Consider the following 22,414-nt stretch of genomic DNA (forward strand, 5'->3'; position numbering starts at 1 on the left):
CAGTCCTCATGGTGAGGAGGCGCGAAGCGCCGTCTCGAACCATGAGATGGAGTGCACCACCATCCTTCGAGACGCGGCCTTCGGCCACTCCTCAGGATGAGGGCAGAGTGAAATTCACGCCCCCGGCAAATCCAGAATGCGTTTGGCGACGATCCCCAGCATCACCTCGCTGGTGCCGCCTTCGATCGAATTCGCCTTGGTGCGCAGCCACGCACGCGGACGTGCGCCTTCATGCGAGCGCTGGCTTTCCCATTCCAGTGCATCGATGCCGCCCGATGACATCAGGATTTCATGGCGGCGCTTGTTGAGTTCGGTGCCGTAATATTTCATCGCCGACGAAAACGCTGGATGCGCCTGCCCCGCTTTCCCCAGATCGACGGCGCGCTCGGCCGCGCAGGCCAATGCAGCTTCATCGACTTCGAAACTTGCGATTTGTCCGCGCAGCATCGCATCGTCGAGGCGGCCCTGTTCGTCCGCCCCGATGGAGTCGGCAGCCACCTGGCCAAGCGGTCGGCCGGCGCCGCGCTCGCCCATGCCAGAGATCATCGCACGCTCGTGCTGCAGCAGGTATTTCGCCACGTCCCAGCCGCGATCGACGGTGCCGAGCACATGCGACCTCGGCACGCGGACGCTATCGAAGAAAGTTTCGCAGAACGGAGACTTGCCGGAGATCAGCAGGATCGGCTTGGTCGAGACACCCTTCGACGTCATGTCGAATAGGATGAAGCTGATGCCGTCATGCTTCTTGCCGGACGCATCAGTGCGCACCAGGCAGAAGATCCAGTCGGCGTAGTTCGCATAAGACGTCCAGATCTTCTGGCCGGTGATGAGATAGTCATCGCCGTCGCTCTCGGCGCGGGTCTGCAACGAGGCCAGATCGGAGCCGGCATTGGGCTCGGAATAGCCCTGGCACCAGCGGATCAGGCCCGCGGCGATCTTCGGCAGATGCTCCTGCTTCTGGGCGTCGGTGCCATATTTCAGCAGCGCCGGCCCGAGCATGGAAATGCCGAACGACACCAGCGGCAGACGGGCCGAGATCGCAGCCATTTCCTGGCGCAGAATCTTCGTCTGTTCGCCGTCGAGGCCGCCGCCGCCATATTCCTTTGGCCAATGCGGCACGGTCCAGCCCTTGTCGCGCATCCGTTCGAACCAGATCCGCTGCGGCTCGGATGAATATTTCGCGTTACGTCCGCCCCAGAATGTATCCTCGTCCGAGCTCATCGGCCTCCGCATCTCCGGCGGGCAATTGGCTTCAAGCCAGGCGCGCGTCTCGCTGCGAAATTGATCGAGATCCGACATCAGCGTTTCCATCCGTTTTGAGCGCGGGATGCCGAGCATCCGCAATATTGTTAGGCGGAGCTTACTCGCCACTTCGTGGAATTCAATGGCCTGCTGCAAAGCCGAAGTAGTCAGGCTCGCCATTCCGGTGTATCGCCGGAGAACAACGAGCAAAAACACACGAGGAAACAACATGCGTCTCAAGTGGCTTTCGCCTGGCGAAATGTCTCCCGACCAGAAATCCATCTATGACGAGTCGATCGCCAGCAAGCGCGGACGCCCGCCGGAGCCGATGATGGCCTGGCTCGCCAGCCCGAACATGGCCCGGCACGCGACCCGCCTCGGCGCGTTTCTGCGCTACGACACCACGCTGACACCCGCGCATGCCGAGCTGGCGATCCTCGTCACCGCAAGGCACTGGACCGCGCATTTCGAATGGTATGCGCACAAGAAGATGGCGCTCGACGGCGGCCTCGATCCCGCTATCATCGAAGACATCAAGAACCGTCGTACGCCGAGCTTCAGCGAGAAGAAGGCGCGGGTGGTCTATGACGTCGCCAAGTCGCTGCACGAGGCGCAGGGCCTGTCCAAGCCGCTCTATGACGAGGCCACCGAGACCTTGGGTGCACAGGGCCTCGTCGAGATCATCGGGCTGTGCGGCTACTACACCATGGTCTCGATGACGCTGAACACCTACGAGTTCGGCCTGCCGGACGGGCTGGTCTCGGAACTTGCGTAGGCGATGCCCCTATGGGTAAAGCGCCCGAGACCCATCAATCCAATTCCTGGAAACGATGGGTTTCGCGAAGACGCTCTACCGATCCTGCGATCGCGTGACTAGATCGTGCTGAGCGCCATACCCCTCAGGAGTTTCCCATGCCCGACCAAACCCTACCGATCCCCACAGGCACGCGGATCGGGCATGTTCATCTGAAGGTTGCCGATCTCGACCGGGCGCTCGGCTTTTACCGCGACGTCCTCGGCTTTCAGGTCAAGCAACGCTATGGCGATCAGGCTGTCTTCATCGCCGCCGGCGATTACCATCACCACATCGGCCTTAACACCTGGGAGAGCAAGGGCGGCCAGCCGCCGGCGCCCGGCACGACAGGTCTTTTCCATACCGCGATCCTGTATCCCACCCGCGCCGCATTGGCCGACGCGCTACACCGCGTGCTCTCGGCCGGCATACAGCTTGACGGCGCCAGCGACCACGGCGTCAGCGAAGCGCTGTATCTGCGCGACCCTGACCAGAACGGCGTCGAGTTATATTGGGATCGGCCGGAGGCGGAGTGGCCACGGAGTGGCGATGGCGGGATTGCGATGTTTACGAAGCGGCTGGATGTTGAGGAGCTGCTGAAGCAGCGGCAGACACAAACTCAGTCCTCATCCTGAGGAGCCGCGCCCTTCGCGCGGCGTCTCGAAGGATGTGCCAAGCAGCTCATGGTTCGAGACGGCGCGACGCGCCTCCTCACCATGCGGTTAGAGCTTTGCTCTTCCGCCCCCGCACCATGATCAACACGGCCGCGGCCACCTGCAACGCCATGCAGACATAAAACGGCACGGCGTAACTGCCCGAAAGATCGCGAAGCCAGCCGACGATGCCCGGACCGAAAGCGTAAGTGACCTGCGTCGCCGCCGTAATCAGGCTGACCAGCACCCCGAACGAGCGCGCAGCAAATTCGCGCTGCACGATCAGCGCCGGCAGCGTGATCAGATTGCCGACCGAGAATCCGAACAGCGCGCAAGCAAAGAATAACAGCGCCTCGTTGCGCGAGTTGATGACAATGGCGAGCGCGACGCCCTGACTGAGAAACGACAGCGCCGATGCAAGTCGCTGATTGAGCCGGTCGATCACTGTCGAGAACAGCACGCGGCCAACCACCGCCATCAGCGTCAGCAGCGACACCGCGGCCGCCGCGCGCTCGCGGCCGATCACCGGATCGAGAAACGAGATCAAGTGCACGATGAAGCCGACTTGCGCAAACAATCCGAACGCGAAGGCAATAGTGAGCGTCAGGAACGCCACGTCGCGCATCGCCTCCGCGCGAATGCGTGTCGACGATGGCGCGCTGGCCGTAGCGGCAACACCGTCCGGTGTGGCGGATGCTGCGCGATGCGGCGGATGGCCGACGAAGATGATGATCACCGGGACGAGCAGCACAAGCATCGCGATCGCTGCTGCGATAGTCGCGCCGCCAAAGCCGAAGGCATTGCTCGCCGCGACCAGTAAAGGCACTCCGACGATGCCGCCGAAACTCGCGCCATTCAGCGCAAGGCTGATGGCCATACCGCGCTTCTTGTCGAACCACAGTCCAAGCGTGTTGGTGATGGCGCCGAGACTGGTGCCGGCCCACCCGAACGCGAGCAGCACATTCACCGCATAGAGCTGCCAGGGCGACGTGATTTGTCCGAGCAGGATGGTTGCGAAAGCCATCACGCCGACACCGGCCAGCAAACAGTTGCGCGGCCCGAGCGCACGCATCGCTTCGCTCACGAATGCGACCAGCAATGCGCCGACGAGATAGAAAAACGTGGTGGCCGTTGCGATGGTCGAGGCCGGCCAGCCATGCACGCGCTGAAGTTCCGCGAGATAGACGCTCTGGCCATAGAAGCCGAGCGCCCAGCCGAATGTCGCGAGCAGGAAACAAACACCGACGATACGCCAGCCGTCGTAACGAGCCGATGTCTCGTCATTTACCTCGGGCTTCTTCGGCCCAGTCGGAGTCGCGTCCATTCCGGATCTACTTTCATTACGTTTCGTCCATCATGCTGCTCTGCGACAACACGCCGCGCTGATGTACCACCGTGATTAGAATTAACCACCCGTTTTACGGGCCAAAACGCTTTTGGATTAACTTCACAATCAAGCCATTCAAATCTTCACACCCTTGGCAGCTGCATTCGGCAGCGCCATATGGTATCGTGTTGGATATGGAGGATTTTGAACCGTGAATGCGCTCGCCGAAGTGACTGAACAGACCGACCGTTCGCTCCTGATCGTGGAGGACGACAAGCCGTTTCTGGAGCGTCTTTCGCGTGCGATGGAAACGCGCGGCTTCACGGTCACGTCCTGCGACTCCGTTTCCGAAGGTCTCGCCCAGATCAGCAAATCAGCGCCCGCTTTTGCCGTAGTCGATCTTCGTCTCGGTGACGGCAACGGCCTCGATGTCGTGTCGGCGCTGAAGCAGCAGCGCCCCGATGCGCGCGCCATCGTGCTCACCGGCTATGGCAATATCGCCACCGCCGTGACCGCGGTGAAGATGGGCGCTGTCGACTATCTGTCGAAGCCGGCCGACGCCGACGATGTCGTTGCAGCGCTGCTTGCGATCGACAATGACAAGTCCGAATTGCCGAACAACCCGATGTCGGCCGACCGCGTGCGCTGGGAGCACATCCAGCGCATCTATGAGATGTGCAACCGCAACGTCTCGGAAACCGCACGTCGTCTGAACATGCATCGCCGTACGCTGCAGCGCATTCTTGCCAAGCGCGCGCCGCGCTGAGCCTTCTTTAAAAGCTAGATTTCGTTCGGCAGGGCTGCATGACCTTGAGGGTCGTGCAGCCTGTTCAATCTGTGCGCCGCGGTCATCGCGAAGCGCAGCATCATGCCCTTGCGCGTCGGCGCCGGCAGACGATGCTCCGGTGCATCGCAATGCACATGCGCGCCATAGGCATCCGCCACGATCAGGCCTGTGTCAGCGGGAAAAATCTCGCAGGGCAGATCCTGCGTGAAGGCAAAGAACAGCCGGTCGCAATGCGCGCGGTAGTCCGGCCATTTCTGATCAGCCCGCAGATCCTCGATCGATGACTTGATCTCGACGATCCAGACATCCCCGCGCTCGTTCAGCGCGACCAGATCCGCACGCCGTCCGGACGGCAATGATAGTTCGCTGACGCATGAGAATCCCAGCGACCGCAGCAGCCTTGTGGTTCCGCGCGCAATGGCCAACGCCGTCTCCGACTGGCGGCGATCGAAAATCAGCGCGGGCGTGTGAACGGCATTCGATTCCATGGCGACAAACTTAGCCGATTTCGGCGGGGCCGCACATCACGTCTCCCGCCAGTCTGCCGCACGCATGTCGCAAGCCGGACGCAAGTTTTCCGCAAGCGACGACGTGCGCCGAAAATCATCGCTGCAGCCCGGATTACGGAGATATCTCATGAGCTTAGCCCATCTCGGTCGTGTCGTTCTGCTCGCGGCTGCCGCAACTTTGCCGCAAGCGATTTTCGCCGGTTCCGCGCAGGCCAAGCCGACCGTCGAAGTCGCCTTCGTGCTCGACACCACCGGTTCCATGAGCGGGCTGATCGAAGGCGCCAAGCGCAAGATCTGGTCGATCGCAACCACAATCCTCGATAGCAATCCCGACGCCGACATCCGCATGGGTCTCGTCGCCTATCGCGACATCGGCGACGACTACGTGACCAAGACCTTCGACCTCACCACCGACATCCAGGATCTCTATGGCAACCTGCTGCAGGTCCGGGCGCAGGGTGGCGGCGACTGGCCGGAAAGCGTCAACGAGGCGCTCGATGTCGCCGTCAACAAGCTGCAATGGACCAAGGGTAACGATGTCAGGCGTATCGTCTTCCTGGTCGGCGACGCACCGCCGCATATGGATTATCAGCAGGACACGAAATACACGACCACGCTCGAAGTCGCGAAGCAGAAGGACATCATCGTCAACGCTGTTCTCGCAGGCGCTGCCCGCGATACGGAAAAGGTCTGGCGCGACGTTGCCCAGCGCGGCGACGGCCGTTTCATCGCAATCCCGCAGGATGGCGGCCAGATCGTCATCATCGAGACGCCCTATGACGAAGAGATCATCATCCTGCAGAACGACATCAACAAGACGGTGATCCCTTACGGCCCCCGCGCACTGCAGAAGCACACCGAGAACAAGACACGACAGCTCTCGGAAGTCGCAGCGGCGGCGCCCGCCTCGGCAACGGATATGGCAAGCTACATCAACAAGCGCGCGAAAGTGTCGTCGGAAGCCGTCACCGGCGGCGGCGACCTCGTCAGCGACGTGTCCGCCGGCAAGCAGAAACTCGACAGCGTGAAGGAAGATGAATTGCCTGAGGCCATTCGCAAATTGTCGCCACAGCAGCGCGCCGATGAACTCGGCAAGCAGATGAAAGATCGCAAGGCGCTGAACGACAAGCTGACCGCGCTGGTGGCCAAGCGCGATGCATACCTCATGACCCAGCGCGACAAGGCGCCGGCCAAGGCGTCGTCCTTCGATCGCGAGGTGGAGGCGACGTTGAAGGTGCAGTTGAAGAAGTGATCTTTTCCCCTCTCCCCCGGGCGCGGCGTAGCCGCGTCTGGCGGGAGAAGGTGGATCGAACCGTGTAGCGGCTCGAGACGGGAGAGGGGGCGCTTTTTCTCGAAAGCCCTCTCCCGCCTTCGCTTCGCCATAGCCGATGCGTTGCATCGGCGTCTCTCTTCAAGAACGGCGGCCGGAGGCCGCCTAGGCACCCTCTCCCGCGGCGCGCAGCTTCGCTGCGCTGGGGGAGAGGGGAAGAGGCAGCCTCGCAATTTTGCGATCTAAATCCCCTTCCCTCGCCCGCAAAAATCAGCATTGTGGCGCGATGACAGATGAAACCGAACATAAAGCCCAGGCCGGGGGTACCATCATTCCGGTGACCCTGTTTCAGCAGAACTGCATGTTGCTGTGGGATGAGGCAACGCGGCAGGCCGTGGTGATCGATCCCGGCGGCGACGTGCCACTGATCCTGGACGCCATTGCCAAGGCGAATGTGAAGGTCGAACAGATCTGGCTGACCCACGGCCATATCGACCATGTCGGCGGCGCCGACGAACTGCGCGAGACGCTGAAGGTCGAGATCATCGGTCCGCATGTCGCCGATACGTTCCTGCTCGAACATGTCGAGGACAGCGGTGCGAAATACGGCATGACGGGCACCCGTAATTTCATGCCCGATCGCTGGCTCAATGAAGGCGACACCGTCAGTGTCGGCGGCCTGACTTTCGACGTGTTGCACTGCCCCGGTCATTCGCCGGGCAGCGTCGTGTATTACAGCAAGGCGATGAAATTCGCCCATGTCGGCGACGTGCTATTCGCAGGCTCCATCGGGCGAACCGATTTCCCCGGCGGCAGCCATGAGACATTGATCAATTCGATCACGACCAAGCTGCTGCCGCTTGGCGACGATGTCGGCTTCATCTGCGGTCATGGCCCGGGCTCCAGCATCGGCCAGGAGCGCATGACCAACCCGTTCCTCACCGGCGAGGCGTAATCCCGCCATGAGCGACGACAGGGCCTCCGGGGAGCAAGGAGCGCTTTCCAAGCACATCCTGCCGAGCTCCGGGACGATGATCGGCGTCTGCGCAACGCTGATCGGACTGGTCAAGATCATGGAGCCGCAGATCGGCCCCAGCCGGGTCGATGAATATTCGGCCATCGCCTCGCTGTTCTTTCTCGCCAGCGCGGTCGCGTCCTACACATCGATGCGGAAGTCGCAAAACCGCCAACTCAGCGAGCGCTGCGAGTCGATTGCCGATCAGTGCTTTCTGGGAGGCCTCGTCGCGATCACGGTAATCATCCTGTTTTTCGCCTACGAAGTCATCTAGCCGGATTAGTCGGCTCGAGCGGGATCGGCCCAGTCTTCGATCTGCGATGCCGCAATGGTACGCTTGGGTTGATAGGGATTGAGTGTGCCGGCTGTTGCGGTCCAGCCTTTGGCCAGGATTTCCCGGGCGAACAGTTTTGCATCGATTTCGGATTTGAAGGTCCTGGTCGTACGCACACCGTTTGTCGCACGAGTGTCGGACTTCACGGATTTGTCGGGGCCAAACGCCACGTACCAGATATCGGGCTTCGTCATCATGGTGTAGTAACGCGAATTGTGACGAAAAGTTGCATCTCGTGTGGCATGCTCGAGCTTGGCAGGCCTTACCTATTGGTCGTATGCCGCGGCTCGACAATATCCGATACCAGGCCGAGCTTCTCCAGCAGACGGATCGTCAGATAGGTGGTATCGAACTCCCACCAACGATGACCGTGGCGCGCCGAGCGCTGATCGGCGTGATGGTTGTTATGCCAGCCCTCGCCATGGGCGAGGTAGCCAATGAACAGATTATTGCGGCTGTCCTCATCGGTCGCGTAGTTGCGATAGCCCCAGATGTGGGTGACCGAGTTGACCGCCCAGGTCTGATGCCAGACGAAGACGGTTCGCACGAAGACCGCCCAGATGACGGTGCTCAAAGCGAACTGCACGGCCTCGGCCCATGAGCCGCCCCACAGCAGTTTGCCGGCCAGGCCCGCAAAGAAGAAGACGTTGATCTGGATGAGCAGGATCTTCAGCTGCCAGAGATTGCGCTCCAGCGCGACATAGAACGGATCGCGCAGGACGTCCTTGGCATATCGTTCATAGATGCCGAGGCGGGACAGATCCGGGTTCTTCACCAGCAGCCAGCCCATATGGCCCCAGAAGAAGCTGGCAAGCGGGCTGTGTGGGTCCGGCTGCTCGTCGGACTTCTCGTGATGACGGCGATGGATGGCAACCCAGCGCGCCGGCGTATCCTCGGCACAGCAGATCGCCACGACAACGAAAGCGTGCTCCAGCCATTTCGGGCACTTGAAACCGCGATGCGTCAGCAACCGGTGATAACCGATATTGATGCCGATGAGGCCGAACAACCGCGCTGCGATGACCGCCACAATCACCGCTGTCCAGTTGAAGAACATCGGCATCAGCGCGAGTAGTGCGAGTGCGTGAAAGGTGGCGATGGTGAGCGTGTTGAGCCAGTCGATGCGATAGGGCTGCACGCCGTCCGGCAAAGCGAGACCTGTCTCGGTACGATCGGCAAGGGGAATGTCCAGTGCGATGGCAGGGGCGATCTGATCGCGATTGCTGGTGGCCATCGTTCTCCGCATCCGGGCGATTGATCGCCGCGTGGTGCTCGTGTGATTCCCCGGCACTTCTCTACGCGAGAACATCGGCGCTGACTACAGATACGCCGCAGGCCATAGATGGAACAAAACGGGCCGCCTGAAGGCGGCCCGTTCGAAAAGTCATTTATTGATCGGCTTAATCGATCACTTCCACGATGCGATGGGTGCGCGGCTCGACGAGAACCGTGCGACCATTGACCACGGTGTAGCGGTATTCACGGGCGGAATTGTATTCTGCCGGAACCTCGTAATAGGTCACGCCGCTCTCAGGCAGCACGGCACCGACACGAACTTCGTTGCTATAGGTGTAGGATGGGCGACGCTGTTCCACGACATAGCTGCGGAACCGCGGACGATCGTCGACACCGAGCACGCCGGCTACGCCGCCGACAACACCACCGATGGTGCCGCCTACGATAGCGCCCACAGGACCAGCTGCGCGCTCGCCATCGCGCGCACCACGCTCAATGCCTCCGGGGACACCCTGAGCCTGAGCAGCGGCGGGAAGAGCCATCATGGCGACGATGGCAGCGGTTCCAAGAAGACGGCGGATCATGATGATCTCCAGTTTTGATTGATCGGTATTGCGCCGATACAAGCTCGCGGCCGCACAATGGTTCCGGCGATTGAACCGTTAGAACCTGCGCACCTAGGCTGAAATATCTGGAGAGATATGGAACCGGAGGGCTACGCCTTTTATTCTGACGCGTTTTCTAGACGCGAACCGGTATCCACTTCGCTTGAAAACGCTTTAGCTCGTGACCATCGCGCGGATGCGTCGCAGGAAATGATCGAGGTCGAACGGCTTGGTGATCATCTCCATCCCAGGCAGCAGAAAGCCCTTCGCCATAACGACGCTTTCGGAATAACCGGTGATGAACAGGATCTTCAAGCCCGGCCGCGCCTCGCGCGCTTGATCGGCAAGCTGACGGCCGTTCATGCCGGGCAGCCCGATATCGGTGACCAGCAGATCGATATTCGGCGTCTCGCGCAGGACCCGCAAGCCCGACGGACCATCAACTGCCTCGAGCACGCGATAGCCTTCGTCCTTCAACATATCGACGATGACAGAGCGCACCACCGGCTCATCCTCGACCACCAGCAGGGTTTCGCCTGCGGCCACATGCTGATCGCCCTTCAGCGGCGCCGCATCCTGTGCGGCAGCGTCTCCCTCATGGCGCGGCAGATACAGTTTCACGGTCGTCCCGATATCGAGCCTGCTGTCGATGCTGACATGTCCGTTGGATTGACGCGCGAAGCCGTAGATCATCGATAGGCCGAGGCCCGTGCCCTGCCCGATCGGCTTTGTCGTGAAGAACGGATCGAAGGCGCGCGCCACGACCTCCGGGCTCATGCCGGTTCCGCTGTCGCTGACGCCGATGCAGATATAGTCGCCAAGCGTCAGAGCCGGCGCATTGGCATTGATGGCGTCGACGCGCACATTCTGTGTCGCGATCTTCAAGTGCCCGCCATCAGGCATCGCGTCGCGCGCATTGATCGCCAGATTGAGCAACGCGCTCTCCAACTGGTTCGGATCGCACAGCGTGCACCATAGATCAGGCGCCGCCACGATATCGAGATCCAGCGTCTCGCCAATGGTCCGGCGCAACAGATCCTCCAGCGAGACGATCAGCCCATTGGCATCGACACTTTTCGGAATCAGCGGCTGCCGCCGCGCGAAGGCCAGCAATCGGTGCGTCAGCGCAGCCGCACGATTGGCCGAGGTCATCGCAGCGTCGATATAGCGCGCGATATTGTCGGTGCGACCCTGACCGAGCCGTGTCTGCATCAGGTCGAGCGAGCCGACGATGCCGGTGAGCAGGTTGTTGAAGTCATGTGCGATGCCGCCGGTGAGCTGACCGACAGCCTCCATCTTCTGCGACTGCCGCAACGCTTCTTCTGTGTTTTTAAGGCGCTCGGCAGCAGCCTTCTCGGCAGTGACATCGCGCGCCACGCAATAGATCTGGTTCTGATCCGGCACCGCCGTCCAGGACAGCCAGCGATAGGAGCCATCCTTGTGGCGAAGGCGATTCTCGAAGCGGATCGTCGGCTCGCCGGCAGCGAGCTTATCGACCTCGGCCATTGTCCTGGCCTGATCCTCGGGATGCTCGAGCCAGCGCGAGGTCTTGTTGAGCAGCTCGGCCTCGCTCCAGCCGAGCGTGCGCGTCCAGGCCGGATTGACGGTGCGCCAGACGCCATCATGGTCGGCGACCATCAGGAGATCTTGCGACACGCTCCAGATCCGGTCGCGCTCACGCGTCTTGTCACGCACGCGCTGTTCCAGCGTCTCATTGAGGTCTGCAAGTTTTGCCGCGAGCCGACGCGCCTCATCCTCGCTCTTGCGCAGCGCCTGCTCTGCCAGCACCTGATCGGTGACGTCGGTATGCGCACCGACCAGCCGCAGCGGCTTTCCCGCGTCGTCACGCTCGATATAGGATCGCACTGAAATCCAGCGGGTCTGGCCATCGCTCGGGCGAATGATGCGATACTGCACAGTGTAGTCGCGCACGCCGCTTTTCACCGCGTCGCGAAACTTCTGCTCCGTCGCCTCGCGATCCTCAGGGTGGATGCGACGCACCCAATCTTCGTGCGACTCGTTGGCTGCTTCCGGCGGCAAACCATGAACGATCAGATATTCGGGCGATCGACGATTGCGGAAGCCGGTACGCAGATCGACTTCGAGACCACCGATCTGGCCGATCTGCTGCACACGCGCGAGCTCTGCTTCTCGCTCGCGCAAGACAATGGTCGCTTCATGATCCCGGGTAACATCGCGGCAAACCACCAGCACACCGCCGACGCCGTCATCCAGATCGAGCGGACTGTAGCTGTAGGTCCAATAGCTGTGTTCGAGCCTGCCATTGCGCGTCATGGGGATCAGCTGGTTTTCGTGCCAGGTGGCACCGCCGCCACTCATCACCTGCGCGATCTGCGGGCCGATGATGGGCCAGATCTCGTGCCAGAATTCACGGCCGCGCGCGCCCAGCCCTGCGTGATGCTGTTGTGCATCCATGGTCAGGGCATAGGCGTCATTATAGAACTGGATGAGGTCCGGTCCCCACCAGATGAACATCGGGTGGTTGGTATTCAGAACGATCCGGATCGCGGTGCGCAGACTCTGCGGCCAGGTGTCCGGTGCTCCGATCGGATGCGATGCCCAATCGTAAGCGCGCATCAACGCGCCCATCTCGCCTCCACCGGCGAGAAAGTCGGGCGAATTCGGTCGATGGGCATCCAACATGCGCGGGCAATCGGTACGCAAGACCAGTCTGACGTATCTTGAGAACTTAGCGCCCTGTCAGACCTGGCGCAAATCGGCGCCGATCACGCCTGTTACTTGTCAGGGTGACTTGATGAGACCGGCAGCCGTGAGGGCACGAGTAATGGCACCGTTGATATCGATAGACCGCCGTCCTACGGGATCGCGGCGCGCGGCGCGTCGATCGCCTGATGTGCGCGGCTTTTGCGTCACCGATGAGACAGTGGCATCCGCCGGAGCCGCCGGTTCCACGGCTGCAGCTTCGACATTGCGGGGTGCAAGCTGCCGGGTAAGGCCGAAGAACTGCGCGATATGATACGAGGATGAGATGCCGGCTTCGAGCAGGAAGGCACCGGCGGCGCCATAGGGCTCGTCCTGTCCGGCAATCGCCAGCGGCGTACCATGCGCCATGTCGGTGATCGTGTAGGATTCCACGACGGTTTCACCGTCCTTGTTCCACCACACCTCGCGCGGATAGCCGTCGACATCCACGGCGGACATCGGTGCGGGCGGCAGGCCGTGAAGGTCGAGCCATTGCTTGACGATCTCGCCGGCATTGGCCGGATTGACGGTGCGATCGGCACTGCCGTGCCAGACGGACACTTTCGGCCACTCACCGGTATGCGGCGATGCCTTGCGCACGAGATTGCCGAGATCGTTCGCGGCACGCGGCGCCGCGCGATACATACCGCTCAGCGCCTCCTGCATGGTGGTGGCGATACCGTAAGGCAGGCCCGCAATGATGGCGCCGGCCGCAAACACGTCAGGATAGGTTGCGAGCATCACCGACGTCATCGCGCCGCCGGCCGACAGACCCGTAACGAAGATACGCTTGCGGTCCACATCGTGGTCCACGGCCATCTGCTCGATCATCTCACGGATCGAGAGCGCTTCGCCGCTATCGCGCGCGATGTCATCGGCATTGAACCAGTTGAAGCAGGTGTTGCCATTGTTGGATGACTTCTGCTCGGGCATCAGCAGCGCGAAACCATAACGCTCGGCGAGAGCAGACCAGCCGGTGCCGTTGTCATAGCCCGCAGCGTTCTGGGTACATCCGTGCAGCACGACGACCAATGCCGGATTTGCTGCCAGCGTGGCGGGCACGTAACTGAACATACGGAGGTCGCCGGGATTGCTGCCGAAACCCGTTGATTCGCTGATCGGACTCAAACCTGCCGACGCACGGCCGCGCGCCAACCCCTGCAACGTATTGATTCCGGGCGGTTTCGGGAGATTGCGGAGGAAATCGATATTATCGGCAAGAGACACGGCAGCTCCTAGGTCGTCAGGCTTATACAACAGTACCGACGACATATGGTTGCTGCACTGCAAACTAAAACAAATACGGTTTCAATATACCTATCAACGAAACGAGAGGCGCACTGACGCTTCCGAATTACCTATATCGCAAAGGAAGCCCCGCAGGGCCGGCCATAACATGGCCAGGTCATACGGGGCGAGTCGGGGAGAGATGACGAGTTATTGTTTCATCTCGTTCTTCATCATCTTGTCTTTCTTCATGCCGTCCTTGTGCATGGAATCCTTCTTCGCGCTATTTTTCGACATTCCCTGGGTGCCCGTCGCCTTGGTCTCGCCTTCCTTCGCCGTCGTGCCGGTGCCCATCTTGGTCGAATCCTGGCCGGAGGGGCCGGTCGCCTGGGCAAAGGCTGCGAACGGAGTAGCGCCGATGGCCGTGGCGCAGATCGCAACAAGAATGGTTTTCCGCATGGTCAGCTCCTGTTGAGTGAACGGCCTTCAACGCGACGTCGTTCGAAACGTTCCTGTTCCGTCAGCCGTCAATTACCGGTTCCGCACACGGTTTCGCGAGGTCATACCAGGCCGGCAATGTGCAAAAGCACACCCGCGCTTGCACAAGCCAACAGGATCTGCAGCAGACCAATCCTCAGATAGAAGACCCCAAGCAGGGCCGCGACCGACAGCGCGACAGCCCATCCATTGACGCTCTGCAGAACCGGCATGTCGAAGCTGAGTCCGAGCGTGCGAACAGGTTTCACCTCCCGAAACATCGTGTGGATGGCGAACCATATCGCCAAGTTGAGGATGACGCCGACCACTGCGGCGGTAATCGCCGCCAGCGCGGCGCTCAACGCGCGATTGCCACGAAGAGTTTCGACGAACGGCGCCCCGAGGAAAATCCAGAGAAAGCACGGCGCAAAGGTCACCCAGGTCGCGAGCAATCCACCAAGCGTGCCCGCCAGCAGCGGCGGCAACATCCCCGGTGCGCGGAAGGCGGCCATGAAGCCCACGAATTGCAGCACCATGATCAACGGACCAGGCGTGGTTTCGGCCATGCCAAGGCCATCGAGCATCTCGCCGGGCTTTAGCCATGCGTAGTGATCGACGGCCTGCTGCGCGACATAAGCGAGAACCGCATAGGCACCCCCAAAGGTGACCATCGCCATCTTGGAGAAGAAAACGGCAATCTGGCTGAACACGTCATTGCTGCCGAATGCCACGAGCAGCACAGCGACGGGCGTAAGCCACAGCACCAGCCAGACGACCGCAACGATGAGCGACTGCCGTACGCTCGGCCGGGCATGGAGAGGAAGTTGATCTCCGAGCAAACTATCAGCGTCGCCGCCGCCTGATGACCCGTGGCCCGCACTCATCGTGAAGGCCGACAGACCGGCCCGACCACCGAGAAAGCCAATCGCTGCCGCACCGAAAACGATCACCGGGAACGGCACATCGAGAAAGAAGATCGCGAGGAAGGCGATGGCTGCCAGCACGCGCATCACGTCGTTCTTCAGTGCACGGCTACCGACCCGCACCACCGCCTGCAGCACGATCGCGAGCACCGCGGCCTTCAAGCCGAAGAACAGCGCCGCGACGAAGCCGACATTGCCGAATGCAGCATAAATCCAGCTCAGCACCATGATGCAGATCGCACCGGGAAGGATGAACAGCCCGCCGGCCATCAGCCCGCCAGCGGTCCGGTGCATCAGCCAGCCGATATAGGTCGCAAGCTGCTGCGCCTCCGGGCCCGGCAACAGCATGCAATAGTTCAGCGCATGCAGAAACCGGCTCTCCGACACCCAGCGCTTCTCATCGACGAGGATGCGATGCATCACCGCGATCTGCCCGGCCGGACCGCCGAAGGAAAGCAACGCGATCCGCAGCCACACCGAAAATGCCTCCGAGAAGGAAACGCCGTGGGTCTGCGGCTCGGGAATGGCTGGTGGTGTGACCGAAGTTGCTTCCGCCATCTCAAGCTTTCGTCTTTGCTGTCGGCCAGTTGTGGGTTTCGGTGCTGGCATCGCGGCACCAACGATAGAACGCATCGTACAGATTCAGTCCAGCCTCAAGCTGCTCGAGATCGTCGGCATACATCCGCGACAGGCCGAGTGACGCCGCCAGCAGGCCCGGCGCTTCCGGGGCGAGATCGAGCCGCGCTGTATCCGCCGCGCGGACAATGGTAGCCAGCCGCAGCAACGGCGGCGTGGCGAGGCCGAATTCCTCTATCATCACATCGAAGGTACAGAGCTCGCCGCGATGGCTCCAGAACACGCCGTCGATATCGAACGGCGCAGCATCGAATTTCTCGCCGACGGCCGAGACTTCCGACGGCGCAACGAACATGAACAGCGCCGCCGGATCGATGAAACGCCGGATCAGCCAGGGACAGGCAATGCGGTCGATCTTTGGGCGCTCCCGCGTCACCCACAAAGTACGGCCCTGCGGGTTTTGCGGCGGCAACTTGCTGGTTGGAACGCGCGGCAGGCCTGCACTCTCCCATGCGAGATACCCGCCTTCCAGAACCTCCGCCGGGATACCGGCATCGCGCAGCAGCGCGGCAACGCCGTGACTGAGCTTGAGACCTTTCTGGCAGATCACCATGGCGGACCGACCGCGCAGCGCTGCGGCCCAACCATTCACGTCGCCGAATGGCCGCCGGACCGAACCTGGCAGGAGAAATGGCGACCGGGCGAAATCCTCGTCGGTGCGGACATCGACGAGCGCGGGACATTTCGGCGTCCCGATCAGGCGAACGAGTTTTTCAACGGAAATGCTGTTAATCGATGACATGGCGCGTCCTTGCAGGAATGCGGGACGCGATACTTGGGCATGTCGCCTCGTGGGGAGATCGCTTTGTCCCCATGCCCTAATATCAAGCCATCGCGATTGACCTGTCAAGGCGCGTGCTGGACGATCAAACGCCGTGCTGGAATTCTATACGTTGCCCGCGCGGCGCATCCACAGCAGAAAGCCCGCACTGGCGGCGACCGACAACACGCATAATGCGAGGCTTGCGAGCAGCGCGGTGACTGCCGATGCTGCGGATTGCACCGCGAAATAGACCGCGCCGATCGCAGCAACGCCGGCTGCATTGGCGATTTGTGTCGTGGTGCCGTACATGCCCGAGCCGGCTCCCGCGCTCGACGTTTGTACGGTCGACAGCACGGCACTGGACAGCGGCGCCATGACCAGACCCTGGCCGTAACCGAACACGGCAAGCGGTACCGCCAGCAGCGATGCAGACGACGCGTTGACGGCCAGCACCGTTGCAGCCAGCGCGGCAAGACCGATGACCTGCACCGCACACCCCTCGATCAGCACCAGCGTGCCACGATGGCGTGACCGCATGCCGCTGTGACGCGACGCGACAACGAAAGCCAGCGCCAGCGGTGCGAAAATAAAACCGGCCCGCAGCGGCGGCATGTGCAACGCGTTCTGCATGAACAACGTCATCACGAGGTAGAATGACAGATTGGCGAAGAAGAAAAAGAACACCGCGCACAGCCCGCGCATGAAAGCAGCATCCGCGAGCAACGCCAGATCGATCAGCGGCATGCCACCGCGCAACGCGACACGGCGCTCCAGCCTGACGAAGCCGGCGATCACTGCCGCACCCGTAGCCATCGCCAGCCACACCGACGGCGCCCAGTGCAATTCGTGCCCGAACAGCAGCGGGCCGATCAGACCGAGCAACCCGGCGAACAGCACCAGCGCACCCCGTATATCCAGCCGCGTGCCTGGACGGCGAGGAACGGATGGCATCAGCCGCCACGCCGCCGCGATGATGACAAGCCCCACCGGTACATTGACGAAGAACACCGCACGCCAGCCGAGGCCTGCAAGATCCATCGTCACCAGCAGGCCACCGAGCAGAAAGCCCGCGGCGCCGGCAAGGCCAAGCACGATGCCGTAAACAGCGAAGGCGCGGGCGCGGGCTTCATCCACAAACAGCACATGGATGGTGGCCAGCACCTGCGGCACCATCAGCGCTGCAGTGGCGCCCTGCGCCAGCCGCGCCAGAATCAGCTCCGGTCCGGATTGCGCGAGCCCGCACCACAGTGACGTCAGGGTGAAGCCAAGCACGCCGGCGAGAAAGGTGTTCCTAGTGCCGTAGATATCACCGAGCCGACCACCGGTGATCACCAGCGTCGCATATCCGATCAGATAGACCGCGATCACAGCCTCGATCTGCGCCGCGCTGGCACGAAGCTCGACCGCGATGGTTGGGATCGCGACATTGACGATGAAGGCATCGACCCCAAACATGAACTGCGCCGCAACGACGATCGCCAGCACCCACCAGCGGCGCACGGAGTCGACAGGATTGGCAACGATCTGGTGCATGGAGCGCCTCGTTCAACGGTTCGGCCTGAAGCAGCCGCCCAATTTGATCCCAGCTTCCAGTCATCGCGTCGATTACCTCGGAGGTAGCTTTATTCAATTGAACTCTCCCGTCGGAATTGGTGGCGCGCTGACCGCAGGCCCGGCTTCGCAGGTCGATCTCCCCGTCCAAGTCACACCGAATTTGCATTCCTCGTGCAGGAAGATGCCGCCTGTGGCCCGATTGCTGCATGGCGAGACGATTGCATATGCCGGCCCTTCCGGTTTCGAGGCCTCTTCGATGTATGACTACGACATGATCGTGATCGGCTCCGGCCCCTCTGGCCGGCGCGCAGCCGTCCAGTTCGCCAAGCTCGGTAAATCCGTGCTGGTGGTGGAGAAGGGCCGGCGGGTCGGCGGCGTCTCGGTCCATACCGGCACCATTCCATCGAAGACGCTGCGCGAGACCGTGCTCAACCTGTCCGGCTGGCGCGAGCGCGGCTTCTACGGCCGTTCCTATCGGGTGAAACAGGACATCGACGCCCACGACCTGATCGTGCGGCTGCAGAAGACACTCGACCACGAAGTGGAGGTGCTGGAGCATCAGTTCAGCCGCAATGCCGTGAAGACGGCGCTCGGCGAGGCACGTTTCACCGGACCGCACCAGATCGAGATCGCCAACGAGAAGAACGAGATCAAGAATGTCTCCGCCGGCCATATCCTGATTGCCTGCGGCACCCGCCCGTTCCGGCCGGATTATGTCCCGTTCGACAACAAGACAGTGTTCGACAGCGACCAGATCATCGACCTGCCGAAACTGCCGCGCAGCCTCGCGGTGATCGGCGCCGGCGTGATCGGCGTCGAATATGCCACCATCTTCAGCGCGCTCGATGTCGCCGTGACCCTGATCGAGCCGCGGCCGACCTTTCTCGATTTCATCGACAAGGAGCTGATCGACGAATTCATGCATGAGCTGCGCGACCGCAATGTCGCGCTACGGCTCGGCTCCAAGGTCAATGCGATCGAGCAGAACGCACATGGCCAGATCGTCACCCGGCTCGCTGACGGCCGCAACGTCACGTCCGAGATGTTGCTGTTCGCTGCCGGCCGCGTCGGCGCGACCGACCGGCTCAATCTCGATGCTGCCGGCATCGCCGTCGATCACCGCGGTCGCATTGCCGTCGATCCCGTAACGCTGCAGACCAGCGTGTCGCATATCTATGCGGCGGGCGATGTCATCGGCTTTCCTTCACTGGCCTCCACATCGATGGAGCAAGGCCGCGTTGCCGCCTGCCACGCGCTCGGGATGGAGCCGCTGGCGCCCCCGGAGTTCTTTCCCTACGGCATCTATTCGGTGCCGGAGATTTCCACGACCGGGCTCACCGAAGAGGAAGTCCGCCAGAAGGGTATTCCCTATGAAGTCGGCGTCGCGCGGTTTCGCGAGACCTCGCGCGGACATATCATGGGCCTGAATAGCGGCATGATGAAGATGATCTTCTCGACCAAGACCCGCCGCCTGCTCGGCGTGCATATTCTGGGCGAAGGCGCGACCGAGCTGATCCATATCGGCCAGGCCGTGCTCAACCTGAAAGGCACGATCGACTACTTCATCCAGAACACGTTCAACTATCCGACGCTGGCCGAGGCCTACAAGATCGCCGGGCTGGATGCATGGAACAGGATGACGGCAAGGTAACTCTTTGTCATTCCGGAGCGCGGTCTCGACGCAGCCGAAAGCGCGAGCCCGGAATGATGGAGGCAGCCCAACTCGACCTAGCTGCGCTTGCCGCCAATCGAGATGAACGCCATGAGACAGGGCTCCGGCAACGGGTTGCGCCAGCGATGGCGTGTCCCGTTCTGCACGACGCAGTCGCCCTGACGCAAATGGACTTTCTGTCCATCGTCCAATTCCAGCGTCATCTCGCCGCGAACCACGACTCCGTAATCGATTGTATCCGACGTGTGCATGCCTGGCGCATCGCGCTCGAAATGATCCCCCATGCCCGGGACCTTGTCCGACAACTCGCGCAGCCCGCTTTCCATTGTGACGCCGGGCGGCGGCTTCCAGCCTTCGGGCCGCTTGGGCGGATACGAAATCAGGCGAAACATCGTTCCGCCTGGGCCGGGAAAAGCGCGCGTTCCCTTGAGCATCGGGTCCGGCTCCAGGCCGGTGAGCTGCGGCACGCCCTCGGTCATATAGAGTTCGTAGAATGTCAGCCCGGGATTGGCATCGATCTCCACGACCTTGGACGTGACATCGAAGGACTTGAACACCGACTTGCCGGCTTCATCGCGGCCGGTCACGACCCGCTTGGGCGGTGGCAGCTCGCTCGCATCTTTCGCATCCGAGCTTTGCGGCAGCGCGGCCAAAGCGCCGCCACCGGCGATGGCCGACAGCGCCTGAAGTAACTGACGCCGATCGCTGCCTGCAAATCGTTCAGTACCCTGCGCGGCATCCAGAGACCCAGCATTCGAAGGCTTAGGCTTCTGACGTGACAACCACCGCCATGAGAACTTGCTCATCTGCATTCTCCATCGCGCTTTATCGTCAGCACATCGCTGTGCTGCGAGGCTGATCAAGCCGACATGACGTAGGGGATGCTGCCGATAATGGCGGCAAGCTGGAATGCGTTCGACAGCATGCCGCCCCAATGCATCCGTCGGAGCCGGCGCACGGCCTCGGCATCACCGGCGTCTCGTGCGCTCATCTGACTATCCATCCGCCGCAAGAACCAGCCCCGCGCCCAGATCGCAAAAGCCGCGATCAAGCCGATGCCGATGGTGAAAACCAGTCGACCAGCCAGTGCAAAGGCCGTTGTCGCGATGACACCGGCGATAGCGACCATCAGGAAATAGGAGCGGAACAGGCCCCGCAGCAGCTGTGTCACTTCCGGGATATCCAGCCTCACCAGCAGAAAGGCCGGTGACGACAGCAGAAAGAAGCCCATCGAGAAAATCAGAAGGACCATAGAGGCCAAGGCGACGGCATCGGGCGTCATGCAATTACCCTTCTATCTGTCCGGGCAACAACCTTTCCATCAACTTCCGATACCAATATCCCCGTGGGCCTCTTCGACACTATTGGGCTTTGGTCGAATCCGGAGAGATATGCCTTCTCCAACAGAACAGCGCCTATCCGAAGAACCTGACACGGGCGCCCCCCAGCCGAACATCCGTTGCGATCAGTTCAGCTTGACAACCTCCACACGCCGGTTCTTGGCGCGGCCGTCATCCTGGTCATTCGATGCTGCGGGTGCGAGCATGCCGACACCGGCTGCGCGCAGGCGCTTGCCATCGGCGCGGAAGCTCGTGGTGAGCGCCGCTACAACCGACTCCGCACGGCGGCGCGACAGATCGAGATTGTAGTCATAGGCGCCCTGATTGTCGGTGTGACCAACGACCAACACGGCCAGTTTGGGATCGGATGACAGAAGCCCGGCGATCTCTTGCAGCGTCGGCGATGATTCCGGCTTCAGGTCGGCTTTGCCTGTATCAAAGAATATTCCGTAGAGCGCAACGCGGCCGGTAGAGCCGATGATCTTCGCCATCTCGTCGGCCTTCACGACCACCATCTTCTGCTCACGCGGCTTCGGCTCGACGATATGCACGACGGCCACGGTGCGTTCGTTGAAGGCCTTGCAGTACAGATCGTCCTTCACGAGATAGATCTGCACGGTGACATAGGCTTCGCCGCCAGCTTGCGGTATCTTGGCAGCGAAGAAGCGCTGATCGTCGAGATGAGACGCCATGGCGCATTTGCCATTGGAGAAATCACCGTCTTTCAACTGCGCCTCAGTCACGAAATACATCAGCAGGCTCATATCGCCGCCGCCCGCAGCCGAGCGCGTCGGATCGCCGCCGCAGTCATCGGTCTTGCAGCTATAGAGCACCTCGCCGCCGGCTGCCTTGACCACATCCTGATAGTTCCGCAGCACTTCGAGCGGCGAGCGGTTGGCCGGCAGCAGATAGGTGATGCGCGTGCGTGCGCCTTCCACTTCAAGCAGCTTGTTCGGCTTGTAGACCTGATTGTTCATCCGATCGCGATCGCTATCGCCGGTCTTTTCCAGTTTCGACAGCGGGATGGTGAAGTCAGTGAAGGCGAGGCGCTCGTAGCTGATGATGAAGGAACCGTCATAACGCTTCAACAACGCGCTATCGCGCGCGCCGGGAACATCCTTGTTTGGAATCGTCGCATCGGCCTGTGCCGCACACGCCCCGAACAGAACAAACAAGCCAACCGTCAGAATGCGTCCGAGCATGAGTCATGCGTCCCCGTTTCAGGAGCGCACACGATGACGATTTGGGACATGTAAACAAGCGGACTAAAGCGCAGCGAATGGCCGCGCAGCCATGTCCGGTTTTCATTGAACCGAACGGTGCTGCG

Annotated in this window: 22 protein-coding genes; 7 read left to right on the forward strand and 15 right to left on the reverse strand. The window is 61.5% G+C overall.

All coding sequences use genetic code 11. The annotated features are described in order from the left end of the window. Positions 1-114: 114 nt before the first annotated feature. Positions 115-1,299, reverse strand: coding sequence for an acyl-CoA dehydrogenase family protein (locus AB8A50_RS19735; RefSeq protein WP_439078675.1), 1,185 nt, complete (start codon positions 1,297-1,299; stop codon positions 115-117). Positions 1,300-1,471: 172 nt separating this feature from the next. Here AB8A50_RS19735 and AB8A50_RS19740 point away from each other — a divergent pair, with 172 nt between their 5' ends. Both AB8A50_RS19740 and AB8A50_RS19745 read left to right on the forward strand, forming a co-directional pair. Beyond that, entirely contained in the window at positions 1,472-2,017 is a 546-nt protein-coding gene (locus tag AB8A50_RS19740) for a carboxymuconolactone decarboxylase family protein (protein WP_439078676.1), read from the forward strand. A 137-nt stretch (positions 2,018-2,154) separates the two neighbouring features. Beyond that, complete coding sequence (locus tag AB8A50_RS19745; protein WP_439078677.1) at positions 2,155-2,670, forward strand: VOC family protein; 516 nt, start codon at positions 2,155-2,157, stop codon at positions 2,668-2,670. Between the two features lie 76 nt (positions 2,671-2,746). On the opposite strand, the gene AB8A50_RS19750 is transcribed toward AB8A50_RS19745, so the two are convergent. Then, a complete protein-coding gene (locus tag AB8A50_RS19750; protein ID WP_439078678.1) occupies positions 2,747-4,012 on the reverse strand; it encodes an MFS transporter in 1,266 nt (421 codons plus the stop codon). A gap of 214 nt (positions 4,013-4,226) precedes the next feature. Between AB8A50_RS19750 and AB8A50_RS19755 the strand changes: the two genes are divergently transcribed. Continuing rightward, the gene (locus tag AB8A50_RS19755; protein WP_089263491.1) at positions 4,227-4,781 is read left to right on the forward strand and encodes an ActR/PrrA/RegA family redox response regulator transcription factor; all 555 of its coding nucleotides are present in this window, start codon (positions 4,227-4,229) and stop codon (positions 4,779-4,781) included. A 14-nt stretch (positions 4,782-4,795) separates the two neighbouring features. Here AB8A50_RS19755 and AB8A50_RS19760 read toward each other — a convergent pair whose 3' ends face one another. Continuing rightward, on the reverse strand, positions 4,796-5,290 hold the full coding sequence (locus tag AB8A50_RS19760; RefSeq protein WP_439078679.1) for an MmcB family DNA repair protein: 495 nt from the start codon (positions 5,288-5,290) through the stop codon (positions 4,796-4,798). 148 nt (positions 5,291-5,438) lie between these two features. Here AB8A50_RS19760 and AB8A50_RS19765 point away from each other — a divergent pair, with 148 nt between their 5' ends. The 3 genes from AB8A50_RS19765 (at position 5,439) to AB8A50_RS19775 (ending at position 7,870) form a co-directional block, all read left to right on the forward strand. Further along, complete coding sequence (locus AB8A50_RS19765; protein ID WP_089263489.1) at positions 5,439-6,563, forward strand: vWA domain-containing protein; 1,125 nt, start codon at positions 5,439-5,441, stop codon at positions 6,561-6,563. A 304-nt stretch (positions 6,564-6,867) separates the two neighbouring features. Then, a complete protein-coding gene (locus tag AB8A50_RS19770; protein WP_439078680.1) occupies positions 6,868-7,536 on the forward strand; it encodes an MBL fold metallo-hydrolase in 669 nt (222 codons plus the stop codon). A 7-nt stretch (positions 7,537-7,543) separates the two neighbouring features. Beyond that, entirely contained in the window at positions 7,544-7,870 is a 327-nt protein-coding gene (locus AB8A50_RS19775) for a hypothetical protein (protein ID WP_089263487.1), read from the forward strand. Positions 7,871-7,875: 5 nt separating this feature from the next. On the opposite strand, the gene AB8A50_RS19780 is transcribed toward AB8A50_RS19775, so the two are convergent. The 9 genes from AB8A50_RS19780 to AB8A50_RS19820 all read right to left on the reverse strand — a co-directional run bounded on the left by AB8A50_RS19780 (position 7,876) and on the right by AB8A50_RS19820 (position 18,054). Next, complete coding sequence (locus AB8A50_RS19780; RefSeq protein ID WP_093757625.1) at positions 7,876-8,127, reverse strand: hypothetical protein; 252 nt, start codon at positions 8,125-8,127, stop codon at positions 7,876-7,878. A 65-nt stretch (positions 8,128-8,192) separates the two neighbouring features. Continuing rightward, positions 8,193-9,164 (reverse strand): acyl-CoA desaturase, encoded by a 972-nt coding sequence (locus tag AB8A50_RS19785; protein WP_439078681.1) that lies wholly within the window; start codon positions 9,162-9,164, stop codon positions 8,193-8,195. Positions 9,165-9,330: 166 nt separating this feature from the next. After that, on the reverse strand, positions 9,331-9,750 hold the full coding sequence (locus AB8A50_RS19790; RefSeq protein ID WP_439078682.1) for a DUF1236 domain-containing protein: 420 nt from the start codon (positions 9,748-9,750) through the stop codon (positions 9,331-9,333). Between the two features lie 195 nt (positions 9,751-9,945). Further along, positions 9,946-12,435: a PAS domain-containing protein gene (locus tag AB8A50_RS19795; RefSeq protein WP_439078683.1), complete on the reverse strand. Its 2,490-nt coding sequence runs from the start codon at positions 12,433-12,435 to the stop codon at positions 9,946-9,948. A gap of 99 nt (positions 12,436-12,534) precedes the next feature. Beyond that, positions 12,535-13,722 (reverse strand): extracellular catalytic domain type 1 short-chain-length polyhydroxyalkanoate depolymerase, encoded by a 1,188-nt coding sequence (locus AB8A50_RS19800; RefSeq protein WP_184512348.1) that lies wholly within the window; start codon positions 13,720-13,722, stop codon positions 12,535-12,537. Between the two features lie 210 nt (positions 13,723-13,932). Continuing rightward, positions 13,933-14,181 (reverse strand): hypothetical protein, encoded by a 249-nt coding sequence (locus AB8A50_RS19805; protein WP_093757628.1) that lies wholly within the window; start codon positions 14,179-14,181, stop codon positions 13,933-13,935. 101 nt (positions 14,182-14,282) lie between these two features. After that, positions 14,283-15,680 (reverse strand): chromate efflux transporter, encoded by a 1,398-nt coding sequence (gene chrA, locus AB8A50_RS19810; RefSeq protein WP_439078684.1) that lies wholly within the window; start codon positions 15,678-15,680, stop codon positions 14,283-14,285. A 1-nt stretch (position 15,681) separates the two neighbouring features. Next, positions 15,682-16,500, reverse strand: coding sequence for a chromate resistance protein ChrB domain-containing protein (locus tag AB8A50_RS19815; RefSeq protein WP_439078685.1), 819 nt, complete (start codon positions 16,498-16,500; stop codon positions 15,682-15,684). 144 nt (positions 16,501-16,644) lie between these two features. Beyond that, entirely contained in the window at positions 16,645-18,054 is a 1,410-nt protein-coding gene (locus AB8A50_RS19820; protein ID WP_439078686.1) for an MFS transporter, read from the reverse strand. 277 nt (positions 18,055-18,331) lie between these two features. Between AB8A50_RS19820 and sthA the strand changes: the two genes are divergently transcribed. Further along, positions 18,332-19,726, forward strand: a complete 1,395-nt coding sequence (sthA, locus tag AB8A50_RS19825) for a Si-specific NAD(P)(+) transhydrogenase (RefSeq protein WP_439080005.1) — start codon at positions 18,332-18,334, stop codon at positions 19,724-19,726. Between the two features lie 77 nt (positions 19,727-19,803). Here the strand turns inward: sthA and AB8A50_RS19830 are convergent, their stop codons facing one another. The 3 genes from AB8A50_RS19830 to AB8A50_RS19840 all read right to left on the reverse strand — a co-directional run bounded on the left by AB8A50_RS19830 (position 19,804) and on the right by AB8A50_RS19840 (position 22,289). After that, a complete protein-coding gene (locus tag AB8A50_RS19830) occupies positions 19,804-20,553 on the reverse strand; it encodes a cupin domain-containing protein (RefSeq protein WP_439078687.1) in 750 nt (249 codons plus the stop codon). Between the two features lie 53 nt (positions 20,554-20,606). After that, positions 20,607-21,029, reverse strand: coding sequence for a hypothetical protein (locus tag AB8A50_RS19835; protein WP_089263479.1), 423 nt, complete (start codon positions 21,027-21,029; stop codon positions 20,607-20,609). Between the two features lie 183 nt (positions 21,030-21,212). After that, entirely contained in the window at positions 21,213-22,289 is a 1,077-nt protein-coding gene (locus AB8A50_RS19840; protein ID WP_439078688.1) for a DUF4892 domain-containing protein, read from the reverse strand. Between the last annotated feature and the right edge of the window lie 125 nt (positions 22,290-22,414).

The organism is Tardiphaga sp. 841_E9_N1_2 (assembly GCF_051811065.1).
Lineage (GTDB): Bacteria > Pseudomonadota > Alphaproteobacteria > Rhizobiales > Xanthobacteraceae > Tardiphaga > Tardiphaga robiniae.

What these genes read in the sequence shown, in the direction of transcription:
- AB8A50_RS19735 (WP_439078675.1), bottom strand. Translation starts at nt 1,299, where the DNA reads ATGTCGGATCTCGATCAATTTCGCAGCGAGACGCGCGCCTGGCTTGAA.
- AB8A50_RS19740 (WP_439078676.1), top strand. Translation starts at nt 1,472, where the DNA reads ATGCGTCTCAAGTGGCTTTCGCCTGGCGAAATGTCTCCCGACCAGAAA.
- AB8A50_RS19745 (WP_439078677.1), top strand. Translation starts at nt 2,155, where the DNA reads ATGCCCGACCAAACCCTACCGATCCCCACAGGCACGCGGATCGGGCAT.
- AB8A50_RS19750 (WP_439078678.1), bottom strand. Translation starts at nt 4,012, where the DNA reads ATGGACGCGACTCCGACTGGGCCGAAGAAGCCCGAGGTAAATGACGAG.
- AB8A50_RS19760 (WP_439078679.1), bottom strand. Translation starts at nt 5,290, where the DNA reads ATGGAATCGAATGCCGTTCACACGCCCGCGCTGATTTTCGATCGCCGC.
- AB8A50_RS19765 (WP_089263489.1), top strand. Translation starts at nt 5,439, where the DNA reads ATGAGCTTAGCCCATCTCGGTCGTGTCGTTCTGCTCGCGGCTGCCGCA.
- AB8A50_RS19770 (WP_439078680.1), top strand. Translation starts at nt 6,868, where the DNA reads ATGACAGATGAAACCGAACATAAAGCCCAGGCCGGGGGTACCATCATT.
- AB8A50_RS19775 (WP_089263487.1), top strand. Translation starts at nt 7,544, where the DNA reads ATGAGCGACGACAGGGCCTCCGGGGAGCAAGGAGCGCTTTCCAAGCAC.
- AB8A50_RS19780 (WP_093757625.1), bottom strand. Translation starts at nt 8,127, where the DNA reads ATGATGACGAAGCCCGATATCTGGTACGTGGCGTTTGGCCCCGACAAA.
- AB8A50_RS19785 (WP_439078681.1), bottom strand. Translation starts at nt 9,164, where the DNA reads ATGGCCACCAGCAATCGCGATCAGATCGCCCCTGCCATCGCACTGGAC.
- AB8A50_RS19790 (WP_439078682.1), bottom strand. Translation starts at nt 9,750, where the DNA reads ATGATCCGCCGTCTTCTTGGAACCGCTGCCATCGTCGCCATGATGGCT.
- AB8A50_RS19795 (WP_439078683.1), bottom strand. Translation starts at nt 12,435, where the DNA reads ATGTTGGATGCCCATCGACCGAATTCGCCCGACTTTCTCGCCGGTGGA.
- AB8A50_RS19805 (WP_093757628.1), bottom strand. Translation starts at nt 14,181, where the DNA reads ATGCGGAAAACCATTCTTGTTGCGATCTGCGCCACGGCCATCGGCGCT.
- chrA (WP_439078684.1), bottom strand. Translation starts at nt 15,680, where the DNA reads ATGGCGGAAGCAACTTCGGTCACACCACCAGCCATTCCCGAGCCGCAG.
- AB8A50_RS19815 (WP_439078685.1), bottom strand. Translation starts at nt 16,500, where the DNA reads ATGTCATCGATTAACAGCATTTCCGTTGAAAAACTCGTTCGCCTGATC.
- AB8A50_RS19820 (WP_439078686.1), bottom strand. Translation starts at nt 18,054, where the DNA reads ATGCACCAGATCGTTGCCAATCCTGTCGACTCCGTGCGCCGCTGGTGG.
- sthA (WP_439080005.1), top strand. Translation starts at nt 18,332, where the DNA reads ATGTATGACTACGACATGATCGTGATCGGCTCCGGCCCCTCTGGCCGG.
- AB8A50_RS19830 (WP_439078687.1), bottom strand. Translation starts at nt 20,553, where the DNA reads ATGAGCAAGTTCTCATGGCGGTGGTTGTCACGTCAGAAGCCTAAGCCT.
- AB8A50_RS19835 (WP_089263479.1), bottom strand. Translation starts at nt 21,029, where the DNA reads ATGACGCCCGATGCCGTCGCCTTGGCCTCTATGGTCCTTCTGATTTTC.
- AB8A50_RS19840 (WP_439078688.1), bottom strand. Translation starts at nt 22,289, where the DNA reads ATGCTCGGACGCATTCTGACGGTTGGCTTGTTTGTTCTGTTCGGGGCG.